The following is a 23,775-nucleotide window of genomic DNA, read 5'->3' as shown; positions in this document are numbered from 1 at the left end:
GTGACCTTGAAAGCTCTCTATACTACACACTATTTTAGAATTTATATCTTTTCGAATTAAGTAAGGAAGATCACATGATTAACGATCTTAAAAAAGACGCAGAAGACCGTATGAACAAGTCACTTGACTCGTTAGAGCATGGTTTTGCTAAGGTTCGTACAGGCCGTGCGCATCCATCTATCTTAAACGGTGTAATGGTTCCTTACTATGGCTCTGACGTGCCATTAAACCAAGTGGCAAACGTGGGTGTTGAAGACTCACGTACACTGTTGGTTCAGCCATTTGAACGCACAATGGTTGCAGCAATTGATAAAGCGATTCGTGAATCAGACTTGGGTTTAAACCCAATTACAGCTGATGCGATTCGTGTTCCTATGGCGGCGTTGACTGAAGAAACGCGTCGTGACATGCAGAAAGTTGCACGTAACGAAGCAGAAAATGCAAAAGTTGCAATTCGTAATATTCGCCGTGATGTACTGGGTGATATCAAAGCATTATTGAAAGAAAAAGAAATTTCTGAAGATGATGAGCGCCGTGCATCTGATGATATTCAAAAAATCACAGATAAGTTTGTTGCAGAAGTGGACAAACGTCTTGCGACTAAAGAAGCTGAGTTGTTGAAGGTCTAAACTTTATAATGACCGATTCAGAAGACAACCTTTCTCTTCCAAAACATGTTGCCATCATTATGGATGGCAACAATCGTTTTGCCAAAAAAAATGCTTTACAAAAGGGGGATGGTCATCGTGAAGGTAAGAATGTCCTAGATCCGATTGTTGAGCATTGTCGAACAAAAAATATAGAAGCATTAACCGTTTTTGCTTTCTCGAGTGAGAATTGGAAGCGCCCCCAAGCTGAAGTCGATTTGCTCATGAAGTTGTTGGAAGATACTATTCATGAACAACTGCCTCGTATGCATAGATATCAAATGTCTTTGCGTTTTATTGGTGACCGAGCAAAATTATCCCCGCAATTGCGTGACTTGATGTTGCATGCTGAACAAGAGACTGCTAATTTCAAGGGCATGACTTTAACCATTGCTATCAGTTATGGTGGGATGTGGGATATGGCACATGCTGCCAAGCAAATTGCACTTGCTGTTCAATCTCAAGCGTTAGATCCTGAGCAAGTTGATGAACAATTGTTTGGAAAATATGTCAGTTTGAGTGACTTACCCGCTGTGGATCTATTGATTCGAACAGGTGGGGATTTTCGCTTATCGAACTTTATGTTGTGGCAAGCATCTTATGCAGAGCTTTACTTTACTCCAACGCTTTGGCCGGAGTTTAGTGTGGAAGAGTTTGATGACGCCTTGGCTGTATTTGGTGGTCGTGAACGTCGTTTTGGAAAAACGACTGAACAAATTCTACAAGATAAAATTGAGAAAAAATAAATGTTAGAGCGGATTATAACCGCATTGGTTTTGGTGGCCGTTGTATTGAGTTGTATGTTTGCAACCCAGTCACACTATCCAATGTTTGTGCTGATGATTATTGCGGCAGGGGTTGCAGGCTATGAGTGGTTTAAACTCATGCCCCGCACAACAAAAAATGTAAATAAGCCTCTTGCATGGGGTTTTGGTCTGTTAACCGCAGGCTTAGCAACCTTGGCTTTATATTTTAATGATATCGCACTGTTGCTCTGGGCGGCGTCTATTCTCTGTTGGCTACTAAGTCTTTATTGGGTGAAAACTTATCCGCAATACGATGCTTGGTATAACTCAACACTAAATGTTATTGGGATCGTACTTGTTTCTTCTGCAGTGACCGCTATTTTTGCATTATGGAAAATGTCGCCTTGGTGGCTCATGTATCTGTTTTTGTTGGTGTGGGGTGCTGATAGTGGAGCATATTTTGTTGGGCGAAAACTGGGCAAGCGTAAGCTTGCACCTGAAGTCAGCCCAAATAAATCATTAGAAGGTCTTTATGGTGGTGTGATTACTGCCATGATCATTGTGGTTGCAGTTGAAATCCTCTATTTAAACTTAACTTATGCACAGCATTTATTGTTTCTTATTTTATCTGTAGTGACAGTATTTAGTTCAGTGTTGGGTGATTTGTTTGAGTCCATGATCAAGCGTCGTGCTGGAATTAAAGATTCAGGCCGTATCTTGCCAGGGCATGGCGGTGTGCTCGATCGTATTGATTCCCTACTCGCTGCTGCACCAATCTTTGCAGCAGGTGTATATGTGTTAAAACTCATTGGCGTAGATTTGTAAATGTCACAATCAGTTTGTATTTTGGGTGCTACTGGGTCAATTGGACAGAGCACCTTAAAAATATTGCAGCAACATGCTCAACGCTATTCAGTATTTGCGGTTACGGCTCACAGTCGACTTGGTGAGCTTGTTGAAATATGCCAACAGTTTCATCCTAAAATTGTGGTGGTTCCCCAAACTAAAGTTGATGAGTTGCGTCAGCTTTTAGTTGCAGTCAATTTACCGGATATTGAAATTCTAGCTGATGAAGCGGGATTGATTGCAGTTGCTGAGCATCCCGCAGTTGATATTGTGATGGCTGCTATAGTTGGAGCAGCAGGCTTAATGCCGACGTTGGCAGCGGTTAAAGCAGGCAAGCGGGTACTGCTTGCAAATAAAGAAGCTTTGGTAATGTCTGGTGACATCATGATGCAGGCTGCTCATGATCATCAGGCATTATTGCTTCCTGTTGATTCTGAACATAATGCAATTTTCCAGTGTCTTCCACACAGTTATTTAGATACTGAGCGTTCAGGACAACCCAAACTTGGCGTTTCGGGGATTTTGCTTACAGCATCAGGAGGCCCTTTTTTAAAGCATAGTTTAGATGAGCTTCGAAAGGTAACTCCTGCGCAGGCGTGTAAGCATCCGAACTGGTCGATGGGGCAAAAAATTTCAGTAGATTCAGCGACGCTGATGAATAAAGGTTTGGAATTGATTGAAGCGTGTCATCTTTTTTCAATTGAAGAACATTTTGTTACAGTAGTCGTGCACCCACAGAGTATCATTCATTCCATGGTGCAGTATGTGGATGGATCAACGTTGGCACAAATGGGTAACCCAGATATGTGTACGCCGATTGCGCATGCTTTAGCATGGCCTGAGCGTATTGAAACACATGTACCTGCTTTGGATTTATTTAAAAATCATCAGTTAGATTTTCAGGAACCAGACACTATACGCTTTCCATCATTGGGTTTAGCGCGTCAAGCGATGAAAACAGGTGGTACGGCTCCAGCAATTTTAAATGCTGCTAATGAGGTAGCCGTTGCTGCATTTTTGAATCAACGGCTTGGTTTTATGGATATTCCTGCTATTGTTGAACACACTTTAAATACTATCCAATATCAAGCTGCAACAGAACTTGATGTTATTTTAGAAGCAGATCGAAACGCACGTCATGTTGCTCAGCAATATGTGGTGAATATAGGAATTTAAGCATGAGCGCCTTGTTTATTATTGTTGCGGCAATTTTGCTTTTAGGCCCACTTATTGCAATACATGAGTTTGGGCACTATTTTGTTGCGCGTAAATTGGGCGTAAAGGTTTTAGTTTATTCTATTGGATTTGGTCCAACGCTTTTAAAGTGGACTTCTAAAAAATCGGGCATTCAGTATCAACTGTCAGCACTGCCATTGGGTGGTTATGTCAAAATGCTTGATGAGCGTGAAGGCGATGTATCTGAAGAAGACTTGCCTAAAGCATTCAATCGTCAGCATCCGTGGAAGCGTATTGCGATTGTTGCAGCTGGCCCGTTGATTAATTTAGCATTAGCAATAGTTTTGTTCTGGATACTCTTTTTACCTGCACAAGAGCAATTGAATACGCGTGTGGGTAAAGTGTTACCGAATACCCCCGCGGCGCAAGTTCAAATGCAAGTCGGCGATAAAATTACCGCAGTTGATGGTTTAACAACACCGACTTGGGAAAAGTTGAATTTTGCTTTGGTTGATCGTGTGGGTGAAACAGGTTCAATTCAGATTCAGGCCGAACGGAATGGTCAGATCAAGACTTTTAATCTGCCTATACAGCATTTTCTGAAAGATCAAACACAGTCTCCACTTGATGTGCTTGGTTTTATGCCATACAGGCCTAAAATTCCAGCAGTTGTTACAAAGCTAAGTGAAGATGGCGCAGCTATTCGTCAAGGCATGCAACAAGGCGATAAAATTGTTGCAATTGATGGCGTCAAAATGAAAGACTGGTTTGATGTGGTGCAGGTCGTTCAAGCATCGCCTGAAAAGTTGTTAAAAATTGAGGTGCTTCGCAATAATCAGTTGGTACAGCTTGAAGTGATGCCACAAGGTAAACGCGACAATATGGGTAAGGTTTCTGGTGTCTTGGGTGTACAAAGTGACTCAGGAAAGATCAGTATTCCTACAGAATATAAACAAACGATACAATATAATCCTGCCGAAGCCTTCATGATGGCGGTGGACAAAACTGGTCAATTGTCGAGTATGATTTTAAACTCGATTGTGAAAATGGTACGCGGTTTGATTGGTTTAGATAACCTATCTGGGCCGATTACCATTGCCAAAGTTGCGGGACAAAGTGCAGAAATGGGGTGGCAGACTTTCATCTCATTTATGGCGCTGATGAGCGTTAGTTTAGGTATATTAAATTTATTACCTATTCCTATGCTTGATGGTGGACATTTGGTCTATTATTTTATAGAACTGATACGTGGTAAACCTGTTTCTGAACAAATACAATTGGTTGGTTTGAAAATTGGTATGGTATTGCTCGGAAGTATGATGCTTCTGGCACTATTCAATGATTTTATGCGTTTGTAAGAAAGCGTAGATACGGAATTAAATTTTACATCGGAAAAGACTGGCATGCAGCACACACATTTATTTATGCCTCTGGCGCTCGTTAGTGCTATGGCAACAGTACAACAAGTATATGCAGCAGAAGATTATATAGTACGTGATATTAAGGTTGATGGACTTGTTCGTTTAACGCCAGCAAATGTTTATGGAATGATTCCGTTGAACAGTGGAGATCGTGTGAGCGATGCTGCGCTTGCCAATGCCATTCGTAGTTTGTATGCAACAGGTTTATTTGATGACATTAAAACTGAAAAGCAGGGCGATACGCTGGTTTTCAAGGTTGTCGAACGTCCTCTTATTTCTAAAGTTGAATTTAAAGGAAATAAGCTTATCCCTAAAGAGGCCTTAGAAGAAGGTCTCAAAAAAATGGGTATTACAGAAGGTGAAGTGCTGAAAAAATCAGCCTTACAAACTGTTGAGTCTGAACTTGAACAACAGTACATGCAGCAAGGTCGTTATGATGCTGATGTAAAAGTTGTCAGTACACCAAAGCCGAACAATCGTGTAGATTTGACGATTGAGTTTGTAGAAGGTAAAGCTGCAAAAGTTGTAGATATCAATATTATTGGTAATACCGTTTTTAAAGAAAGCGAAATTGAACAAGCGTTTGCAGTAAAAGAGAGTGGTTGGACCTCTATTATTTCGCGTAATGATCGTTATGCACGTGAAAAGATGGCCGCAAGCTTAGAGTCGTTACGTGCACTTTATTTAAACAAAGGCTATATCAACTTTAATATTAATCACTCAAGCTTAAACTTAAGTGAAGACAAGAAGAATATTTTTGTTGAAGTTTCTGTTGATGAAGGTGAGCAATTCAAATTTGGCGAAACCAAATTCTTAGGTGATGCTTTATATACACCTTCAGAACTAAAAGCATTACAAATTTATAAAGATGGCGATATTTACTCGCAAGAAAAAGTAAATGCAGTTAAACAATTGCTTCTACGTAAATACGGGAATGCTGGTTATTACTATGCCGAAGTTAATGTAGTGCCTCAGATTGATAAAGAAACCCACTTGGTTGGCTTAAATTATTATATTAATCCGGGTCAACAAGTGACAGTTCGTCGTATTAACTTTGCAGGAAATACCAAGACTGCGGATGAGGTTTTACGTCGTGAAATGCGTCAGATGGAAGGTGCATTAGCGAGCAATGAAAAGATTGATTTATCTAAAGTGCGTTTAGAGCGTACAGGTTTCTTTAAAACTGTTGATATTAAACCAGCACGTGTACCGAATACTGCAGACCAAGTCGACCTTAATGTAAATGTTGAAGAACAACATTCTGGTACAACAACATTAGCTGTTGGTTTCTCGCAAAGTGGTGGTGTCACGTTCCAAGCAGGCTTAAGTCAAACGAATTTCTTGGGCACGGGTAATTCGGTTGCTATTGATTTAACACGCTCAGAGACGCAAGACTATTATAATTTAAGTGTAACTGACCCGTATTTCACCATTGATGGTGTAAAACGTGGTTATAACATGTATTACCGTAAAACCAAGCTTGATGATGACTATAACGTCAACAACTATGTTACAGACAGCTTAGGTGGTGGTCTGACTTTTGGTTATCCAATTGATGAAAACCAAAATATTAGTGCAGGCTTAACGATTGATAAAACTAAAGTAACCACTGGTCCATACGTATCTACCTATGTGCGTGATTATTTGTTAGCACATGGCGGTAAGAAAACTGGCACAGGCACATATTGTTCTGGTTCTTGGAGCGATGGTGTATGTGTTGATGATGATGGTAATGAAATTTCAACCCAAGAATATAGTTCAGAGTATCAAGGCGATTTCTTTACTTATAATATTAACCTTGGTTGGTCTTATAATACATTAAACCGTCCAGTATTCCCAACATCAGGTATGTCGCATCGTGTGAATGGTGAAATTGCATTACCTGGTAGTGATGTTGAATATCAAAAAATTACCTATGATGCACAAGGGTATCTTCCATTAGGTAAGGACTTCGTACTTCGTGGTTATGGTAAGTTGGGTTATGGTAATGACCTTCCATTCTACAAAAACTTCTATGCTGGAGGTTTTGGTTCGGTTCGTGGTTATGACACAAGTACATTGGGTCCTAAATACGATGGTGTTTATTATACTGAAACAGGTCAAAATGATCCTTCTCCTGAAGAAGTGGGTGGTAACGCACTTGTACAATTTGGTACGGAATTGGCATTACCTTTACCATTTAAAGGCGATTGGACGCGTCAAGTTCGCCCAGTGATTTTTGCTGAAGGTGGTCAGGTTTTCGATACGCAATGTGATGTATTTTCTACAGAAACTGAGCGAAAAACTTGTAAAGATGAATATGGTTTTGACCTAAGTAATTTGCGTTATAGTGTTGGTGTTGGCTTTACGTGGATTACGATGATTGGCCCATTATCGTTAAGCTATGCGTTCCCACTGAATGATAAAGACGGTGATGAGACGAAGAGCATTCAATTTGAAATTGGTCGTACCTTCTAAGGTCGACCTTTCTTTATTTATATGACAGATTAAATCATGAAAAAAATTTTTACAGCATTGGTTTTAACGGCTTTAACTTCAACTGTAGTCAATGCGGCAGGTTATGGTGTCGTGGATCTTGAGCGTGTAGTTGAAAATAGCACATATTTAAAACAACAAAACTCAAGCTTCCAACAAAAAATACAGCCACAAAGCACTAAGCTTGATCAACTAGGTAAAGAGCTTCAGGACTTGCAACAGCGTTTGCAGACTGGCGATAAATTAAGCGATGCAGAAAAGCAAAAATTAGTGGCTCAATACCAAACGAAGCTGAAAGAGTTCAATACTTTACAGCAAACAATGCAAAATAGTGTACAAAGTTCTATTCAACAAGTTCGTTCAGTTTTTGATACGCGAGTGAAGCAAGTTGCTGAACAATTGCGTAAAGAAAATCAATTAGATGTTGTTTTGAATAAAAACTCGGCACTTGCCTATGACGCTAAGTATGATTTAACTGATAAAATGATTCAAAAGGTTAACGCAATTAAGTAATCCAATGAATCCTCAACAATATCGCTTAGAAGATCTTGCTCGTTTAGTTCAAGGTGAGTGCGTAGGTCAAGCAGACTTGATCTTCAAAGGATTGGCTAGTCTAGACTCTGCTGAGTCTAGACATGTTGCTTTTGTGAATAGTGAAAAATACTTAGATCAAGCACGACAGTCTAAAGCTGGAGCCTTCATTGTTACAGCAGCTTTGAAAGATCACTTGGTTGAACATCAAAACTTTATTATTGTTGCTAATCCTTATTTAGCATTTGCAATTTTAACGCATGCTTTTGAGGCTAAGCATACTGAGCAGGGTATCGAAAGTACTGCACAGATTCATTCCTCAGCAATTATTTCGGATAGTGCCTATATTGGTCATTATGTTGTGATTGGCGAAAATTGTGTGATTGGTAATCATACAATTATCCAGTCGCATGTCACCATTCATGATGGTGTTGAAATTGGACGTAATGGTCTGATTGAATCGCATGTAAATTTAATGTCATGTAAAATTGGCGATCGTGTACGTATCCATGCCAATACTGCAATAGGTGGAGAAGGTTTTGGTTTCGCTCCATACCAAGGTAAATGGCATCGCATTGCACAATTGGGTTCTGTCATTATTGGAAATGATGTGCGAATTGGGTCGAATTGTAGTGTCGATCGAGGTGCTTTGGATGACACGATTTTGGAAGATGGTGTCATTATTGATAACCTTGTGCAAATTGCACATAACGTTAAAATCGGTGCAAATTCTGCATTTGCTGCAAAGACCGCTGTAGCAGGTAGCACGACCATTGGCAAAAATTGTATTGTTGGTGGTGGTTCTGCAATTGCTGGACACTTAAATATTGCTGATAATGTGACGTTAACAGGAATGTCAATGGTCACAAATAATATTTCTGTGGCTGGAACTTATTCTTCAGGCATAGGGCTTTTTGAAAATCAAAAGTGGAAACGTACGGTTGTGCGTTTAAGACAATTAGCAGATGTGCCATTGACCCAACTGGTCAAAAAAATTGATCATATGCAGACTCAAATAGAGTCCCTTGAATCAACAATTAAATTGCGTAAATAGAAATATGATGACTGAGTCGAATTCTACTAGTTTCACGAAACCTGAATTGCCAATGACAATTCAAACGATCCGTGAATACTTGCCACACCGCTATCCTTTTTTATTGGTCGATCGTGTTGTTGATGTGACTGAAAATGGTATTGTGGCTTATAAAAATGTGTCTATTAATGAAGAATTTTTTCAAGGACACTTCCCTAATTATCCAATTATGCCAGGTGTTTTGATTGTCGAAGCATTAGCACAAGTATCAGGCATTCTTGGTTTTATCATGAACGATGAAAAACCGAGTGAAGGCTCTTTGTTCTTGTTTGCAGGTGCAGAGAAAGTTCGCTTTAAAAAGCAAGTCGTTGCAGGTGACCAATTGGTGTTAAAATCAGAATTGGTTATGCAGAAACGTGGTATTTACAAATATAATTGTATTGCCACCGTTGACGGTGTAGTAGCAGCATCTGCGGAAATTATGGTTTCGCATCAGAAAATAGAGCAATCATGAGCAATAACGAATTTATTCACCCTACAGCAATTATCGATGCATCTGCCGTGATTGCAGCAGATGTAAAGATTGGACCGTATTGTGTTATTGGTCCAAATGTCACCATTGGTGCAGGTACACAGTTACACTCACATGTGGTGGTCGGTGGTTATACGCGTATTGGCGAGCAGAATGAAATTTTCCAATTCGCAAGCGTGGGTGAGGTATGTCAGGATCTAAAATATGCAGGTGAAGAAACCTGGTTAGAAATTGGCGACCATAATAAAATTCGTGAACATTGTAGTTTACACCGTGGTACGGTTCAGGATCACGGTCTTACTAAGATTGGTAGCCATAATCTATTGATGGTTAATACACATATCGCACATGACTGTGTGGTAGGTAATCATAATATTTTTGCAAACAATGTTGGTGTGGCTGGTCATGTTCATGTAGGAGACTATGTGATTGTCGGCGGTAACTCAGGGATACACCAGTTCTGTAAGATTGATTCTTACAGTATGATTGGTGGTGCATCCTTGATCGTGAAAGATGTACCTGCTTATGTAATGGTTTCTGGTAATCCTGCACATGCTTTTGCGATGAATGTTGAAGGCATGCGTCGTAAAGGTTGGTCTAAAAATGTGATTCAAGGTTTACGCACAGCATTTAAATTGATCTATAAAGAAGGTCTAACGACAGAGCAGGCTTTAGAACGTATCCGTGTAGAAATTTTGCCTGAAGTTGCTGAGGTACAATTGCTCATCGACTCATTAGAACAGTCAGAACGAGGCATTGTGCGTTAAGCTCATTCTAGATATAAAAAAAGACACTTCGCGTGTCTTTTTTTATATCTATAGGAAAATCATTTTTTAAAGAAAGAAGCCTCTTCAGACTTAGGATATTGTTTAAGTAGCTTGGCTTTATATTGATTGGCTTGAGTCGTGTTTTTATCTACTTCTTTGGCAATATTATAGAGCTGATAAACAGCGCGTGGTGCACGCGAGGAGTTTGGGTATTTGTTCGCCACAATACCATAGTTTTTCTTTGCTTCTGCATAGTTGGTGGGTTCAACGGCTAAGTTGAATTCTGCTAACCAAAAATAGGCATTGCTAATATAAACACTATTGGGATTGTTCTTAATAAAATTTTGCATAGGTGCAATGGCTTTCTTTGCACCACCTTGCTTATACGCATCTAGAGCTACGGTATAGGCTGCTTTTTCTAGTTCCGATGGTTCAGACGTATTCTGTGTGTTGACAACCACAGGTGGCTTATTTGCTGGGTTTACTGGGGGGGCTGTGTTGTTCCCGGAGCTTGTGTTGGTTGTGTTGGTGCTGGGAGTAATATCCTGTTGATTATCCTCCGCTGTATTACTTGCTTCAGGGTCTAGTTTTTGTTGAAGTAATTCTAAACGCTGATCTAGGTCAGCGTAGCGGTTTTCTAATTCATGTTTAAGCTGAGCAATTTCATTATCTTGTTCTTCCATCTTGCCACGCAAGATACGCAAATCATTTTCTAGTTGCTGGTTTTTTTGCATGATTTGCCAATTGATATTGGTTGCAGTGGCTCCTGCACCCGTATCTACAGCTAAGCTAGTTGAGCTGACACTGTTATTGCTGGCTTGACTTAAGCCTAGTGATTCAATTGGAACGTTGGCGAAAACAGACGTTGTGCAAAGTAGGGTGAGGGCACATAGGCTATGCTTCTTTAGCATCATGAAATATCCGTGTTGTCATGCTTTTGATGTAGACACATCAAACAAAATTTATTTACCCCATTAAAAACGGCAATGTTCTGAAATGCAATAAGCTTTTACATTGTTGTCGTGTATTTAGGTAAAGGATTGTAGTACCGATGTTGTTCAAAATAGAATGTCTTTTTCTCAGTTTGTTTTATAAATAATCAATTGAATGAAATGCTTACTTAAAAAGCATTTATAGGCTTGCAACTTGGGAGAAAATCTCTATACTCTGTTCTTGCAATGGTAGCCCTGCCGGTTACTTCGCAATTGTACTCTACGAACCCCGCCAGGACCGGAAGGTAGCAACGGTAGTAGAAATATGATGTGCCGAAGGCTTGCTGGTAGGGTTGCCACCAGTTTTATAAATATAAAAGAATAAAAATGAAAGATTATTACGGCATTGATGCTAGTTTAGTTCTTACTATTGAATCCTCTAAAAAATTAAAAGTGTCTTACTTTTTATTTTCTTTTTTGTAATTACCATTATTTTTATCTATTTCTCGATTTTATATTTTATTTCAAATGGCTTTTTAAATTATATCTCCATAGGTATGGTTATATTTTATTTATGTGTATTATTTCGCATTATTATTTAGATGTGCGTATGCCTAATGGCGAGATCCAGAGGATCGAGGCTAGATCGGATGACTACTATAATACAAGCATTGATGGTGCTTATAAGATGACACTACATAAAAGTAATTTAGGCATTACTGGGTCTAGTTATGAATTGCAGTAAGTTGAGGGTTTTATCTGTATTTAAAGTCCCAAAGACTTCTTCGTATGCTCAAGTTTTAGTGATGTATCTCAGCCTTAAATTCCTTATGATATGAGTGTTAAATGACGATTCAATCTTCCATTTTTCTCGAAATGGCTTTCATAATCGCATCCATTTCAAAGCCACGATACATTAAAAAACGGATTTGTTTGGCTTTGAGTTTTGGATCTGTTGCGACCTCAGTTCCATACTTTTTAATTTTGAGTTGATAGGCTTGTTCGACCCAATCTGTTTCTTTCAGTTCTTCTAAAATTAGGCCAGTGTCAATCTTTTTAGTTTTTAACGCCATTTTGATACGGTTAGGGCCTTTGCCCTTACGTTTTTGGCTCGATAGCATAATTTCGGCCACGCGTTGATCACTTTGGTAGTTTTGTGCTGAAAGCTCTTCAACCAGTGTAATCACTTCTTCGCGGTACATTGCCCATGTGGTTAATTTTTCAATCAATTCTGCTTTTGAATATTCTTTACGTGTCAGTACCGCAAATGCATAAGAACGTAGACGAGAACCTGTTAAACCTGTGGGTTTGGGCTGATTCTCTTCATCAAAATCTAAGGCATCAACCGTTTCTTGTGTTACCTGCGTGTGGCTGTATTGAGTAGCAGGGGATTCTTCCTCACCAAATTGTTGTTTGAGAGCATCATAGTCAAGAAGTTTGGGGAATTTTGAATTAGGCATAATCGGCTATGAAATAGATCTGAATAAACAAAACGCCCCGTAGGGCGTTTCTTAGTGTAAGCCTAAATGTTGTGTAATCACATTTATTCTTTAGAAAGATGCTTTAAATTAAGCATCTAAAAAGTCTGGCTCTTCTTCATTCTCTTCTACGGGTGCAGCATTTGAAGTGGTAAGCAGTTGATCACGGATGATTTTCTCAATGGTTTCAGCCAACTGAGGATTTTCTTCAAGGTGACGAATCACGTTGTTTTTACCTTGACCGATTTTGTCGCCTTGGTATGAATACCAAGCGCCGGCTTTTTGTACGATTTCCTGTTGCACAGCCAAGTCTACAAGCTCACCTAAGTGGTTTACACCTTTACCATAGAGGATTTGGAAGAGTGCTTCGCGGAATGGCGGTGCCATTTTGTTTTTAACAACTTTGACTTTGGTCTCAGAACCAACAATTTCATCGCCTTCTTTGACCTGACCTACACGGCGGATGTCTAAACGAACAGAAGCATAGAACTTCAGCGCATTACCACCAGTTGTGGTTTCAGGGCTACCAAACATCACACCAATTTTCATACGAATTTGGTTAATGAAGATCACCATACAGTTTGAACGTTTTGCATTACCTGTAATTTTACGTAATGCTTGGCTCATCAAACGTGCTTGTAGGCCCATGTGAGAGTCGCCCATTTCACCTTCAATTTCTGCACGTGGTGTTAATGCAGCTACTGAGTCGACAACGATCAGGTCAATCGCTCCAGAGCGAACTAACATATCTGCAATTTCAAGAGCTTGTTCACCATTATCTGGTTGTGAAACCAGTAGGTTATCAATGTCTACACCTAGTTTACGAGCATATTGAGGATCTAAAGCGTGTTCGGCGTCAATAAATGCACAAGTGCCGCCTGCTTTTTGACATTCTGCAATCGCTTGTAAAGTCATCGTTGTTTTACCTGAAGATTCAGGACCATAAATTTCAACGATACGACCTTTGGGTAAGCCGCCAATACCAAGCGCAATATCAAGTGTTAAAGAACCCGTCGATACCGCTTCAACAGCTTGTACGGTGTTATCGCCAAGGCGCATTACTGTGTTTTTGCCAAACTGTTTTTCAATTTGACTTAGCGCAGCATTAAGCGCCTTGCTTTTATTATCATCCATCTTACAACCTCAAAACGATGTCACGGATAGTTACTGAATATGATCACTATAGTGACAGATTTAGTCCGTATCTTCTATAAAAGTCATATCGTGTACGACACAATATGACGCATGTCATTCATCATCATTATAAGACCAGTATTGGTCAAATTGTTGATCATTTTCTTGTCTAAACTTGCTGATATCTCGTCGATCTTTTTTACTCGGGCGATGATCAGGTCGAGCTAGATTATGCAACTTTCTTTGGGTTGCAATCAATTCCCGTCGTGTAATACTGACTTCGGTTTCTTCATAAAGCTTTTGTGCGACTGGTGCAGGACCGCGAACATCAGAGAGCTCTTTGATTACCACGGTTTTCTTATCAATACCTTGTTGAATCGTGAGTTCCATACCAATACGGACTTCACGTGATACTTTGACACGTTCGCCATTGTGGTGGACTTTACCCCCCTCGATGGCATTTTTGGCAATCGAGCGCGTTTTAAAAAAACGTGCTGCCCATAACCATTTATCAATACGCATGCCTACAGCATCTTCAGCTAAAGCGGATTTACGCATATTTTGTAGTGACCTCAGCTTGCTCTAAATAATGAATTAAATCGGTGAGTTGATTTAATATGGGATAAGAGCTCGATACTTTAGATTGTCCCAGTGATGAGGGCTGAGCAATGGTAAATAAGTTTTGAATTCCAAAACTTTCAGCACCTTTAAGCACTTTCTCCGTGTCGTCGATAAAATAGCAGTGTGATGGGTTAAAAGGATGGTGCTTATGAAGATGTTGCCAAAACTCGGTAAATTCTTTGGCATGACCAAGTGTTTCACTGCTGATGATGACATCAAAATATGAGGCCAGTTCAGTGTATTCAAGCTTAAATTTTAAGCCTTCGCAATCCGCATTGGTTGCAAGCCAACAAAGATAACCATTGGTTTTCAAGTAGTCGAGAAGTTGAATACAACCTTCGCGGAGGCTGACTTTATGCTTAAATTCGTGCTGTAAAGCCAGCGTATCTACACCAACTTTTGCTGTCCAAAAGCGGGTTGAATACCAATTTAAAGTGTGATTATGGGTTTGATAGAACTGAAACAAAGCCTGTCGACTTTGCTCTAAAGAACATTGGTGCTGTTCCGCATAACGAATTGGAAGTTGATGATTCCAAATAAAATCATCGTAAGCAAGATCCAGTAATGTACCGTCCATATCAAAAATAATAAGCGGTTTTTCCATTTAAAAATCTCCAATGTTTTTTCAAGTTCAACAAAGTTTATAGAAAAACCTTTCAAGAAAAATGATGTACATATCTGTGTACATATTTTCTATCTGTACATAGCAGCATTAGAGTATAAAACAACTAGCTTGAAAAAAACGAATGGCATTAAGTGATAGTTGGCTTAAATCTAACAACAGAAAACTTTGAGATAAGAAGTTGATGGCTACGGATCGGAAGGTTTTTTATTAGGGTTTTACCTAAGGGTAAGATTATTTTCCAATTTTGTATTCTTTTACTCCCAATAACTCAATAGATGGATTTATGCACTTACCCATTACTTGGATTAACAACAGATGCTTGTTCACAAGTATGCAAATATAAATCAGAACTGAATAAGTGAATAAATCCATGACTGCTAAAACTTGGAGAGGAGAGTCTCCATCTTGAGTCACTCAATATTGCTCATACTTAGCATTGTTTTATTTTGATTGCTTAATCACCCATCCTGCAGTCCTTTTTATGGTTTCTAGTAGTACTGTCGGTGGGATTTCCCACTTTTGATTGAGTTGGTTGAATAAGCTTAGGTCAATCTGTTCAGTTCTAATAAAATTTAGCATTTCTCCAGACATATCTAATTTTTTTGCCAACCAATGCCATTTTAAAATCCATTTTAAACAGTAGAGTGATACAAAATGATGTGGAGCTTTGACCTGTATAGCATTAGCAATAATGCTGACTAAAGTCTGTAAGGATAATTGTTCAGGGTTGGCTACTAAAATTTCTTGTTTTAGAGTTTGGGTATCTTTGCCTGCATGGAAAATAGCATTCACAAGCATTGTTACGGATACTAGAGGCAGTGAATGCTGAGGTGTCCCGGGCAGTGCCTTCATTTTTCTTTGTTTGAGCTGTTGAATTAGGGTGGCAATCGGCTGGTTTGCAGGAATTTCTCCACTCATTTCATCACCTATTACTGTGGCAGGGTGAATGACTGTCCATGGGATATTGAGAGTGTCAGCCTGCTTGATCCAGTTAAAATGTCCTTGGATCTTTGAGGCTTCATAAGCACCCAATCTGTCATAAATTTTGGGCCAATCCGTTTTTTCAATATTCTTTCTATAGATGCCTGCTGCCTGTAAATGCTTGTCTAGAGTTAGCATATAGCCAGACAAGTGTATTGCACGTTCTAAATGACAATGCTTGCATACACTATGTAACAGGTTGGTCAGCCCATCAACATTTACTGCTTTAGCTTGCTCCATAGTGAGATTCCATTTAAACAATGCACTCGTATTGTAGAGATAGTTAACTTCTTTTAATGTTTCCCAATCCTGAGGTGATAGACCTAAATTGGGAAGGGTAACATCACCTTGAATGAAACTAAGTTGGCGATAGTCAATTCCCTGTTGTGTTAGCCAAGATCTTAGTTGATGCGGTTGCTCATTTATATTACGGCAGAGAGCAAAGACCCGTGCATTATCATGGAGCAGACGAGCGACAAGGAATTTACCAATAAATCCAGTTGCGCCGACTATTAAGGCGGTTTGGGGTGATGTAAACATAGAACTAACTCCTATTCATTAGTCATTGTTTACGCTAAAGTATGGAGTATACTCCATGGTCAAGAGGGTTTTAAAAATATGCATGGAAATGAGATATGTTGATCGGTGAACTATCACAACAGATTAATTTGAGTCGAGATACCATCCGTTTTTATGAAAAAATGGAGTTAATTCAACCTTTAGTCCGTAATAATGGTTATAAGGATTATCCTGAACAGACGCTGCAACAATTGAAACTCATCCAGACGGCTAAAAATCTAGGTTTTACACTGGCTGAGATAAGGCAAATCACTCAATTAATCAATGAGAATGAAATTCCGGCTACACAATTTCGTTCGATTTTGTCGGAAAAACTAGGGGTGATACAGGAGAAAATATTTCAATTGCTACAGATGCAGAGCATGCTTGAAAACTTATTGGATGGTGAACCTTGCCCTTTAAGGAGTGGGTGTGAAATAGGGGATATTGGGTAATCAATCCTCCCAACTAAATTAAAAATTTCACGTTGCTTTAAACGGTCTGTGTGAAATTGTTATTTGTAACGCAGACTCGCTTTCCAGAAACGCTCATATCACTGTCTGTCTTAAGAGTGTGAATTGAAAATCCTCTGGGTAGATGCGATTTTTTTAATTGGTTTGCAGACGAAAATTTAAACTGGAACTTTATTTGGTTAATATTAGGTGTCATTAATATAACTGGTTAAAATATGATCTTTCCATACACCATTAAGTAAAAGATACTTTCTGGCATAGCCTTCTCGCTCAAATCCTAACTGACGGAGTAGTTTTCCACTACGAAGGTTTTCAGGAACGTAATTAGCCATTACACGATTTAGGTTGAGGTCTTTAATTATATAGCTTAAACAAAACTGTAAAGCTTTAGTCATTATGCCTTTTCCTTGATAATCTTGGTCTAACAAGTATCCAAGATAACAAGAACGAAAGGCACCATAGCAAATTTGATCAAATGTAATGGTTCCAATCACCTGCTCATGTTTGAGTAAAACAAATTTAATCGCACACTTTTCTTTAAATAATTGAGCATAATCAGCAATCTGCTCGTCCCAGTAGTGAGACTGATAAAAAGATTCATCTCTAAGGGGCATTGCATCGGCTAAATGAGTTTTATTTTTTATATAAAAATGAACTAAATTTTCCGACTTGCAATGTTGTAAACCTACAATCTGTATATCATCAATTTGAGACTCAGGGTGGTTCATTAACTTACTCTCTATACGCCTAATTTTATTTAGTAAAATAATACATTTCTCAAGTATTTGAAAAATCATATTCACTTTTTTGACTTTGTATAAGTCAGTCATTTTTGATGTTTTAAACATATAGACTTGTAGGGAAGTGCCCTGATATATCATTGAACCTACAAGTAAGCTTTATGCAAATTTGGGTATCACTCTGTCTAATTCGACACATTCCATTTTTTGATTTCTTGGGCGAGCATTTATAGATGAGTTTTCCCAGTCGGCTATACATGAAAAACCGTGCCTAGAGTAAAGATTTATTGCCCGAATATTATCTTGAGAAACACTCAGAGCTATTCTAAAATGCCCTTTAGAAATTGCTAATTTCTTTATAGCATTGATCAGCATATCTGCTATACCATTACCGCGAAACTCTGGATTGACCCACATGGCGATCAAGCCAAACTCTAGTTCAGTACTTTGTTTTCCACCAATTATACCAATAGCGCGTTGCCCATTTAGAGCTAAGATATAGTGATATTGAGTTTTATGTGCTGCACGATCACGCCATTGCAATTCACTATACAGCTCAGTGGTAGAGTATGTTGCAGAAAATGCATTAGGACTCTCTAAGAGAGATTCTAAGCGCACAGTTTTTAATATTTCCCAATCTTCTTCGGTGGTCGAACGAATACTTAACTTATCAATATGTATTCTCACTTTAAAGACACCTTATGATTTTGATAAATTTGCATAATACATAAACTAATATAAGCCTTCATCAAGCTCTTTCAATCAGCAATAGTTATCGGTGTGATTACTATGGTTGAACTTTTTTCTCAATCATTAATGTCAGCCAATCAAGAAACGGGTTGCTATTCAAACTAACTCATATAAAACAAAATTGTAGAGCTGATGAGTAGAGCCAGAGCAATAATTGCGAGGATGCTTGCTTGTTTATTTAATTTGTCGTCGTCTATTTCACTACTGAAAAATTTTGAGAGAGGACGATTCTTAACTTGTAATTGACTCCATGGATACCAAAAGCATAGAAAACCTAAAGTTCTCAGGATGCTTTGTAAACTCACAGATTCAAATAACGCTATTATGCTCATTACAACGCAGAACAATCCTAAAAGAAATCCAAACCACGATTTGATGGGGCGGTTATCGTTAAAATTTGTTGATGAATCATGCATATTATATTTTATAAAGTGTAATCAATAATCATTATTAATCATACCAGATCTGCATTGAAAATTAATGATGATGTAAAAGGTATGCGATGTATCAAGCTCTCAGCGCACATGCGCTTGCTACCATTTTGTGCGACTGTCTCTGCGTCCTGTATGAATTGGGAGTGTTATTTGAGATAGTGCGTATGTTGCTGTTTAGTGAAGATTGGTGAGTAGGAAAAAACCATTTTTATCTTTAGCTACTGGTGAATATTGAAAGCAAACAGGTTGTTGCGGTTTTAGCAGCGTGAGTCTCGGTAAGTGTTTGATGACCTGTTTACGGCCGCTAAAGCTAAACAGATCGCCATGTGTATTCTTGAAAGTATATTGGTTCAATACTATCTGACCGACCAAGAAAAGGAGTCGGCTTTAGACGTCTGAGTCAAGTATGATTTTTAAGAGTATGGCGCTGCACTTCAAATGTTAATTTAAATTATAGAAACTTTGGTGAACAAAAAAGGTCATTTTGAGTCAGTCAAGGGATATGCTGAAAGCAAGATGAATTGAATATTAAGTAATTACTTTTTTTAGTATTTATTTTTGTATTAAATTTTTTCTTACATTTAAAATGTCGACAAATAAAACGAAATATTGAAAGATTTGGCCAAATTTACAAGGAAAAGGATAGTGAATGTTTTCATGGCTTTTTATAAGTTTGGTCATTACCATCCTCTTAACACCTGGACCAACGAATACACTTTTAGCGTCTTCAGGTATTGAAACTGGTGTCAAAAAATCCCTTAAATTGATTCCTGCTGAAGTGATAGGCTACTTTATTGCAATCACCGTATGGGGCGTTTTAATTGACTCAATTGCTGAATCTCTCCCCATTTTACCGCCAGTACTGAAACTTTGCAGTGCAGCTTATATTATTTATTTAGCCTTTAAATTATGGAAAACTTCTACAGTTGATGCAGATTTAAACCAACCCTCAATTACAGCCAAGTCACTTTTCTGCGCGACAATGCTCAATCCAAAAGCTCTGTTGTTTGCTTCAGCCGTTTTTCCAATTGCTGCATGGTCAAGTCTTCAATCATATACGGTGCACATGGGGTTATTTTTATGTCTAATTACTCCAATTGCGTTATTTTGGATATTTATTGGTTCTGTATTGGTTGCTAATAGAATTTCATGGCTAAATCAAAAAAACTTGCAGCGTACAGCTTCTTTAGTTTTGGTTAGTTTTTCAATTCCACTGAGTTATTCTGCAGTTATGTCTATGTAATGTGATTTTCATCAGATTTTCATTTTGCATTGTTAAAATCAAAGCCACCTTAAAGGTGGCTTTTGTATATGTGTAGCAAAAGTAAATAAAAATTGGCTGACTTATGCTAAGAAAATGATGTTGGTGATTGATCAGAATGATTAATAAATAAAGATGTTGCACTGGTTATTTAACTTAGAATCAGGTAAAACATGGATCGAATGACAATAAAATAGAGATGAATAAATGAGTGAACTCAGTTTAGATTTTTTAGATGAAACCCTAGATAAATATGAGGCAAAAGGAAAGAAAAAAGCAATTAAGAAGATTCGTATCGGTTATATGTTATATGCAAAATTTATGTCGAATCCGAAATTTGCAGATAACGTCATCAATTCTTCGCTAGACCCGAAAAAGCGGACCTATCGGAATACTAAGATTAAAATTACCCATGATGAATACGAGCTCACATTTTTAAGAAATGACGATTGAGTCGGCGTGGTTTTATAAAAGCAATTCAGCTTCATCAATTTGAAATATTTAAGCTGTAGTATCTGTGTCATAAATATAAATGCTAAATGATTAAATGCGGTGTGTAGTTTAAGCCTGTTTATTTGGAGAGAGATAAACAGGCTTTTTTGTTAAATAAAATAATTTTATGGTCTGATTTTTAGACAAAAGCCCTATCTATTTTTGTGGTGATCGGGCTTTATTTTTAATTTATATTTTTCAAAATATTGTTTTGACATCATTTCATCATATTGTTCATAGATACTCTTTTTTATTTTGAGTTGATTTATATGCCAATTGTTACTGCAAATGAACTAGACGACATTCTGAACGCATTAATTTCCAAAAATAAAAAACCCGAAAAAATTTTGATTGGATATAAAGCTTATAGTGAACTAATGAATGATCGGAAGTTCTTATCTGAAGTCGCGGGTTCTGCGATGGATCCGAATAAAAGAAAATATCAAAAAATTAAAATTAAAGTGACACAGGATGAGTATCAGCTTGAAGTAAAGTGCGCAGATTAATAGTAAATAACAGCGGTCTGTACAAAATGCATAAAAATGTGTCGGATTTTGCATTTTTAATTGATGTATTCAAAATATAGGTTTATACTGTGTCACGAAATTAAAGTGCTGTAGCTTTTCTCGTTTTATATCCCACGCTTCCATGCGTGGGATTTTTTTTGCTCAAAATTTTTGTCATCAGTGATCATGTAAACATTTGCCCATGAGATGTGCTTGATGAAATGATCATGTCATGTAGTGGCTCCAAGTAGAGATTGGTTAAGGCTGCACAATCGTTTTACATTTTTCTAGTATCATCAGCGTATAATGTTTTTTGAAAAGATACTCTAAGATCTAGAGCGTCTTTATGGGTATGTATCGGCATTTAAGTGTTGAAAATTTTTTGAGTTGCTTGATTCAATAAAAAAGGGTATCGCATGTTCAGAACAATCATTGCACCGCAAGATGCTTTAATTCAGCAACTTGTACCTATTGTGACTCAGGCATGTGAAATTTTGCGTGCAGAATACCAAGCGTATGTTGCAGGCGATGATTTTAGCATTGAAAAAAAGACAGATGATTCGCCTGTGACGCAAGCGGACTATCGTGTTAATCAATACATTACAGAGGCTTTAGAAAAAATATTCCCTCAAATGCCTATTTTGTCTGAAGAAGGGAAGCATACACATAGACAGCACTGGACGTCTTTTTGGATGCTTGATCCTTTAGACGGTACTAAAGAGTTCTTACATCAGCGTCCCGAATTTACTATCAATTTGAGTTTGATTGATGGAGCACACACAAGTTTTGCCGTGCTTGCAATTCCATGTGAGCAACAAATTTACTTCTGCCCAAAGCAAGGTCAACCTTTAAAATACGCTATTGAAAAAGATGTATGGTCTGAATATTATTTATCGGAACAGCAACACACCGTACAAGTCGGTTTAAGCCAAAGTAGCCAGAGCAAGCCTCAATATCAACTTTATTTAGATCAATTAGAAAAGCTGACTGAAATTACAGAATACCGTGCAGGAAGCGCTTACAAGTTTTGTATGATGCTTGAAGATCGTGTAGACATTTATCCACGGTTCCACCCAACGTCTGAATGGGATACCAGTGCGGGTCAATGCTTGTTGGAGCGCATCGGTGGTGGCTTAATTGATTTTCAGGGACGGCCATTCGTATATAACCAAAGAGCGAGTTTATTAAATGGCGGTTTTATTGCTTATCGAAATAACGATATGAAAAAACTCGCATTACAAGCACTTGAACTAATGTCTTCATTGGCTTGAGCTAAAAATTAAGCGTGCTATAGTGTTTTTTGAATTATTGAGTTGTTGTTGATTATGGCCTTAGACTTGCTCCCGCCTAGTATGCTGAAAGCCATCGACTTATTGCCCGATGCAAAAACGCCAGTGACGTTATTTACACGTCATTCTATTCGCGAAGTTGTCACTGGTCAGGGTCTTGCAGGCTATGATTTACAATTGACCCATCAAGGGCGTGATTTGGCTGAAGCTTGGGGCTCATATTTAATTGATAATACTGACCGAGTTATTCAACACTGTATTTCTAGCCCAATTCAGCGTTGTATTGATACTGCTGCGTTAATGATTCAGGGGGCAGATGCGCAAACGCTTGAACCGAATACTCACCGCATAGAAATTATTGAGCAGGGTTTATTGGTTGAACCCGGAAGCTTTGTGTTAAACATTAAACAAGCAGGTCCTTATTTTCAGCGGCAAGGCGCATTGGGTTTTATTAATAGTTTTGTTAATAATGCCTTGCCGGGTATGAAGCATCCGATTCATGGTGTGGTTGATGTCTTGGAACTCATATATAACACTCATCCGAGCAACCCTTATGGTTTGAGCCTTGCTGTTAGCCACGATACGATCTTAGCTGCAATTTTGGCAGTGATTTCGGGGCGTACTATAGTAACCAAAGAAGATTGGCCAAAAATGATGGAAGGTCTATTTGTCTGGTTTGAGGGCGATGTGTTTTTGGAATCTAAATTAAAATGGATTTGGCGCGGTGAAATTCGTGAGCTGAATATTCAAGAGTTTCAGCAGCTTTAAGTTCGGGGTTTAAAAATATAGATATTCTTGTTGTTCCTTTATGTCATCTCATTGATTTTATTGTATTTAATAAATTTAATATTGAAAATAATCAACAAGATGGCAAGGTATTATGATGCTAATCAAAGCATGTACTGTCGTGTAAAAAACTAAATTTTTGCTTTCAGTCGGTTAGGGAAGTCATGTAAGTCGATACTTAGTCCTTCATCATTCAACGGCCATAAAGAAGTATTAACTGCCACAGTTTGCTGATGCATTCGACTGTATTTATCTGCAGCAATGAGTGTTGCAATTTCATGATTGGCAAGCGTGTATGCATTCACAACATCGACAGGGTATTGTGTACGCGCATAAAATTCAGCTTCAGTCTCGCCTTGGTGCAAAGCAAAAATACGTTCAATGGCTGGTAAATACACACCATAACCTAGCCATGCATCGACCCCTTGTGAGGCTTGAATTTCAGCAGTACCACGAATATTTGAAATTACTTTGGCGAGAACATCTTTTTCACCTTTGGTATTAAAATAGTCAATATATTGTTGTTCTGTAGGTTGAAACT

The 23,775-nt window shown here is 38.3% G+C and carries 25 protein-coding genes and 1 other RNA gene; 17 read left to right on the top strand and 9 right to left on the bottom strand.

The window, feature by feature from the left end:
- Nucleotides 1–74: 74 nt before the first annotated feature.
- The 10 genes from frr to lpxA are packed head-to-tail and all read left to right on the top strand — an operon-like array spanning nucleotide 75 to nucleotide 10,174.
- A complete protein-coding gene (frr, locus tag GBI16_RS10435; RefSeq protein ID WP_086207621.1) occupies nucleotides 75–629 on the top strand; it encodes a ribosome recycling factor in 555 nt (184 codons plus the stop codon).
- 8 nt (nucleotides 630–637) lie between these two features.
- Nucleotides 638–1,393 (top strand): polyprenyl diphosphate synthase, encoded by a 756-nt coding sequence (uppS, locus tag GBI16_RS10430; protein WP_086207620.1) that lies wholly within the window; start codon nucleotides 638–640, stop codon nucleotides 1,391–1,393.
- Nucleotides 1,394–2,218: a CDP-archaeol synthase gene (locus tag GBI16_RS10425; protein ID WP_086207619.1), complete on the top strand. Its 825-nt coding sequence runs from the start codon at nucleotides 1,394–1,396 to the stop codon at nucleotides 2,216–2,218. It begins immediately after the preceding gene.
- On the top strand, nucleotides 2,219–3,415 hold the full coding sequence (ispC, locus tag GBI16_RS10420; RefSeq protein WP_086207618.1) for a 1-deoxy-D-xylulose-5-phosphate reductoisomerase: 1,197 nt from the start codon (nucleotides 2,219–2,221) through the stop codon (nucleotides 3,413–3,415).
- Nucleotides 3,416–3,417: 2 nt separating this feature from the next.
- A complete protein-coding gene (gene rseP, locus GBI16_RS10415; protein WP_086207617.1) occupies nucleotides 3,418–4,773 on the top strand; it encodes an RIP metalloprotease RseP in 1,356 nt (451 codons plus the stop codon).
- A 45-nt stretch (nucleotides 4,774–4,818) separates the two neighbouring features.
- Nucleotides 4,819–7,293 carry an outer membrane protein assembly factor BamA gene (bamA, locus tag GBI16_RS10410; protein ID WP_086207616.1) on the top strand — a complete coding sequence of 825 codons (2,475 nt, stop codon included), beginning with the start codon at nucleotides 4,819–4,821 and terminating at the stop codon, nucleotides 7,291–7,293.
- 36 nt (nucleotides 7,294–7,329) lie between these two features.
- Nucleotides 7,330–7,824, top strand: a complete 495-nt coding sequence (locus GBI16_RS10405; protein WP_086207615.1) for an OmpH family outer membrane protein — start codon at nucleotides 7,330–7,332, stop codon at nucleotides 7,822–7,824.
- 4 nt (nucleotides 7,825–7,828) lie between these two features.
- On the top strand, nucleotides 7,829–8,896 hold the full coding sequence (lpxD, locus tag GBI16_RS10400; RefSeq protein WP_086207614.1) for a UDP-3-O-(3-hydroxymyristoyl)glucosamine N-acyltransferase: 1,068 nt from the start codon (nucleotides 7,829–7,831) through the stop codon (nucleotides 8,894–8,896).
- A gap of 7 nt (nucleotides 8,897–8,903) precedes the next feature.
- Nucleotides 8,904–9,389 (top strand): 3-hydroxyacyl-ACP dehydratase FabZ, encoded by a 486-nt coding sequence (fabZ, locus tag GBI16_RS10395; RefSeq protein ID WP_162900230.1) that lies wholly within the window; start codon nucleotides 8,904–8,906, stop codon nucleotides 9,387–9,389.
- Complete coding sequence (gene lpxA, locus GBI16_RS10390) at nucleotides 9,386–10,174, top strand: acyl-ACP--UDP-N-acetylglucosamine O-acyltransferase (RefSeq protein ID WP_086207612.1); 789 nt, start codon at nucleotides 9,386–9,388, stop codon at nucleotides 10,172–10,174. The genes fabZ and lpxA overlap by 4 nt, the downstream gene beginning before the upstream one ends.
- Nucleotides 10,175–10,233: 59 nt before the next feature.
- Here lpxA and GBI16_RS10385 read toward each other — a convergent pair whose 3' ends face one another.
- Entirely contained in the window at nucleotides 10,234–11,088 is an 855-nt protein-coding gene (locus GBI16_RS10385; RefSeq protein ID WP_086207611.1) for a tetratricopeptide repeat protein, read from the bottom strand.
- Between the two features lie 274 nt (nucleotides 11,089–11,362).
- On the opposite strand from GBI16_RS10385, the gene ffs reads away from it, so the two are divergent.
- Nucleotides 11,363–11,459, top strand: an RNA gene (ffs, locus tag GBI16_RS10380) — signal recognition particle sRNA small type.
- A gap of 501 nt (nucleotides 11,460–11,960) precedes the next feature.
- Here the strand turns inward: ffs and GBI16_RS10375 are convergent.
- The 5 genes from GBI16_RS10375 to GBI16_RS10355 all read right to left on the bottom strand — a co-directional run bounded on the left by GBI16_RS10375 (nucleotide 11,961) and on the right by GBI16_RS10355 (nucleotide 16,485).
- Entirely contained in the window at nucleotides 11,961–12,566 is a 606-nt protein-coding gene (locus GBI16_RS10375) for a regulatory protein RecX (protein WP_151707033.1), read from the bottom strand.
- Between the two features lie 108 nt (nucleotides 12,567–12,674).
- Nucleotides 12,675–13,718, bottom strand: coding sequence for a recombinase RecA (gene recA, locus GBI16_RS10370; RefSeq protein WP_086207609.1), 1,044 nt, complete (start codon nucleotides 13,716–13,718; stop codon nucleotides 12,675–12,677).
- Nucleotides 13,719–13,832: 114 nt separating this feature from the next.
- The gene (locus GBI16_RS10365; protein WP_110974138.1) at nucleotides 13,833–14,276 is read right to left on the bottom strand and encodes an RNA-binding S4 domain-containing protein; all 444 of its coding nucleotides are present in this window, start codon (nucleotides 14,274–14,276) and stop codon (nucleotides 13,833–13,835) included.
- Nucleotides 14,269–14,943 carry an HAD-IA family hydrolase gene (locus tag GBI16_RS10360; RefSeq protein WP_151707032.1) on the bottom strand — a complete coding sequence of 225 codons (675 nt, stop codon included), beginning with the start codon at nucleotides 14,941–14,943 and terminating at the stop codon, nucleotides 14,269–14,271. The genes GBI16_RS10365 and GBI16_RS10360 overlap by 8 nt, the downstream gene beginning before the upstream one ends.
- 462 nt (nucleotides 14,944–15,405) lie before the next feature.
- Complete coding sequence (locus GBI16_RS10355) at nucleotides 15,406–16,485, bottom strand: SDR family oxidoreductase (protein WP_151707031.1); 1,080 nt, start codon at nucleotides 16,483–16,485, stop codon at nucleotides 15,406–15,408.
- 95 nt (nucleotides 16,486–16,580) lie between these two features.
- On the opposite strand from GBI16_RS10355, the gene GBI16_RS10350 reads away from it, so the two are divergent.
- Nucleotides 16,581–16,958 carry a MerR family transcriptional regulator gene (locus GBI16_RS10350; RefSeq protein WP_110974136.1) on the top strand — a complete coding sequence of 126 codons (378 nt, stop codon included), beginning with the start codon at nucleotides 16,581–16,583 and terminating at the stop codon, nucleotides 16,956–16,958.
- 203 nt (nucleotides 16,959–17,161) lie between these two features.
- On the opposite strand, the gene GBI16_RS10345 is transcribed toward GBI16_RS10350, so the two are convergent.
- A complete protein-coding gene (locus tag GBI16_RS10345) occupies nucleotides 17,162–17,806 on the bottom strand; it encodes a GNAT family N-acetyltransferase (RefSeq protein ID WP_171494559.1) in 645 nt (214 codons plus the stop codon).
- Nucleotides 17,807–17,875: 69 nt separating this feature from the next.
- Nucleotides 17,876–18,403 (bottom strand): GNAT family N-acetyltransferase, encoded by a 528-nt coding sequence (locus GBI16_RS10340; RefSeq protein WP_119062824.1) that lies wholly within the window; start codon nucleotides 18,401–18,403, stop codon nucleotides 17,876–17,878.
- A gap of 1,146 nt (nucleotides 18,404–19,549) precedes the next feature.
- Here GBI16_RS10340 and GBI16_RS10330 point away from each other — a divergent pair.
- The 5 genes from GBI16_RS10330 to GBI16_RS10310 all read left to right on the top strand — a co-directional run bounded on the left by GBI16_RS10330 (nucleotide 19,550) and on the right by GBI16_RS10310 (nucleotide 23,216).
- The gene (locus GBI16_RS10330; protein ID WP_086207602.1) at nucleotides 19,550–20,143 is read left to right on the top strand and encodes a LysE family translocator; all 594 of its coding nucleotides are present in this window, start codon (nucleotides 19,550–19,552) and stop codon (nucleotides 20,141–20,143) included.
- Nucleotides 20,144–20,368: 225 nt separating this feature from the next.
- Nucleotides 20,369–20,614 carry a hypothetical protein gene (locus tag GBI16_RS10325; protein WP_086207601.1) on the top strand — a complete coding sequence of 82 codons (246 nt, stop codon included), beginning with the start codon at nucleotides 20,369–20,371 and terminating at the stop codon, nucleotides 20,612–20,614.
- A gap of 308 nt (nucleotides 20,615–20,922) precedes the next feature.
- Nucleotides 20,923–21,159: a hypothetical protein gene (locus tag GBI16_RS10320; RefSeq protein WP_086207600.1), complete on the top strand. Its 237-nt coding sequence runs from the start codon at nucleotides 20,923–20,925 to the stop codon at nucleotides 21,157–21,159.
- Between the two features lie 416 nt (nucleotides 21,160–21,575).
- Nucleotides 21,576–22,430, top strand: a complete 855-nt coding sequence (locus tag GBI16_RS10315; protein ID WP_151707029.1) for a 3'(2'),5'-bisphosphate nucleotidase CysQ — start codon at nucleotides 21,576–21,578, stop codon at nucleotides 22,428–22,430.
- Between the two features lie 54 nt (nucleotides 22,431–22,484).
- Nucleotides 22,485–23,216 (top strand): histidine phosphatase family protein, encoded by a 732-nt coding sequence (locus GBI16_RS10310; protein ID WP_151707028.1) that lies wholly within the window; start codon nucleotides 22,485–22,487, stop codon nucleotides 23,214–23,216.
- Between the two features lie 149 nt (nucleotides 23,217–23,365).
- Here GBI16_RS10310 and GBI16_RS10305 read toward each other — a convergent pair.
- On the bottom strand, nucleotides 23,366–23,775 hold a 410-nt coding region (locus GBI16_RS10305), incomplete at its 5' end, for a hypothetical protein (protein WP_151707027.1).

Origin of the sequence: Acinetobacter sp. TUM15064, assembly GCF_008980265.1 — a bacterium.
GTDB lineage: Bacteria > Pseudomonadota > Gammaproteobacteria > Pseudomonadales > Moraxellaceae > Acinetobacter.
The sequence above is the reverse complement of the archived record's forward strand: the minus strand, read 5'-3'. Positions and strand labels throughout refer to the sequence as shown.

What these genes read in the sequence shown, in the direction of transcription:
- GBI16_RS10315 (WP_151707029.1), top strand. Translation starts at nt 21,576, where the DNA reads ATGTTCAGAACAATCATTGCACCGCAAGATGCTTTAATTCAGCAACTT.
- GBI16_RS10310 (WP_151707028.1), top strand. Translation starts at nt 22,485, where the DNA reads ATGGCCTTAGACTTGCTCCCGCCTAGTATGCTGAAAGCCATCGACTTA.
- GBI16_RS10375 (WP_151707033.1), bottom strand. Translation starts at nt 12,566, where the DNA reads ATGCCTAATTCAAAATTCCCCAAACTTCTTGACTATGATGCTCTCAAA.
- GBI16_RS10365 (WP_110974138.1), bottom strand. Translation starts at nt 14,276, where the DNA reads ATGCGTAAATCCGCTTTAGCTGAAGATGCTGTAGGCATGCGTATTGAT.
- recA (WP_086207609.1), bottom strand. Translation starts at nt 13,718, where the DNA reads ATGGATGATAATAAAAGCAAGGCGCTTAATGCTGCGCTAAGTCAAATT.
- frr (WP_086207621.1), top strand. Translation starts at nt 75, where the DNA reads ATGATTAACGATCTTAAAAAAGACGCAGAAGACCGTATGAACAAGTCA.
- GBI16_RS10320 (WP_086207600.1), top strand. Translation starts at nt 20,923, where the DNA reads ATGCCAATTGTTACTGCAAATGAACTAGACGACATTCTGAACGCATTA.
- uppS (WP_086207620.1), top strand. Translation starts at nt 638, where the DNA reads ATGACCGATTCAGAAGACAACCTTTCTCTTCCAAAACATGTTGCCATC.
- lpxD (WP_086207614.1), top strand. Translation starts at nt 7,829, where the DNA reads ATGAATCCTCAACAATATCGCTTAGAAGATCTTGCTCGTTTAGTTCAA.
- GBI16_RS10350 (WP_110974136.1), top strand. Translation starts at nt 16,581, where the DNA reads ATGTTGATCGGTGAACTATCACAACAGATTAATTTGAGTCGAGATACC.
- GBI16_RS10405 (WP_086207615.1), top strand. Translation starts at nt 7,330, where the DNA reads ATGAAAAAAATTTTTACAGCATTGGTTTTAACGGCTTTAACTTCAACT.
- GBI16_RS10425 (WP_086207619.1), top strand. Translation starts at nt 1,394, where the DNA reads ATGTTAGAGCGGATTATAACCGCATTGGTTTTGGTGGCCGTTGTATTG.
- lpxA (WP_086207612.1), top strand. Translation starts at nt 9,386, where the DNA reads ATGAGCAATAACGAATTTATTCACCCTACAGCAATTATCGATGCATCT.
- GBI16_RS10345 (WP_171494559.1), bottom strand. Translation starts at nt 17,806, where the DNA reads ATGACTGACTTATACAAAGTCAAAAAAGTGAATATGATTTTTCAAATA.
- GBI16_RS10360 (WP_151707032.1), bottom strand. Translation starts at nt 14,943, where the DNA reads ATGGAAAAACCGCTTATTATTTTTGATATGGACGGTACATTACTGGAT.
- GBI16_RS10325 (WP_086207601.1), top strand. Translation starts at nt 20,369, where the DNA reads ATGAGTGAACTCAGTTTAGATTTTTTAGATGAAACCCTAGATAAATAT.
- GBI16_RS10355 (WP_151707031.1), bottom strand. Translation starts at nt 16,485, where the DNA reads ATGTTTACATCACCCCAAACCGCCTTAATAGTCGGCGCAACTGGATTT.
- ispC (WP_086207618.1), top strand. Translation starts at nt 2,219, where the DNA reads ATGTCACAATCAGTTTGTATTTTGGGTGCTACTGGGTCAATTGGACAG.
- rseP (WP_086207617.1), top strand. Translation starts at nt 3,418, where the DNA reads ATGAGCGCCTTGTTTATTATTGTTGCGGCAATTTTGCTTTTAGGCCCA.
- bamA (WP_086207616.1), top strand. Translation starts at nt 4,819, where the DNA reads ATGCAGCACACACATTTATTTATGCCTCTGGCGCTCGTTAGTGCTATG.
- fabZ (WP_162900230.1), top strand. Translation starts at nt 8,904, where the DNA reads ATGACTGAGTCGAATTCTACTAGTTTCACGAAACCTGAATTGCCAATG.
- GBI16_RS10385 (WP_086207611.1), bottom strand. Translation starts at nt 11,088, where the DNA reads ATGATGCTAAAGAAGCATAGCCTATGTGCCCTCACCCTACTTTGCACA.
- GBI16_RS10330 (WP_086207602.1), top strand. Translation starts at nt 19,550, where the DNA reads ATGTTTTCATGGCTTTTTATAAGTTTGGTCATTACCATCCTCTTAACA.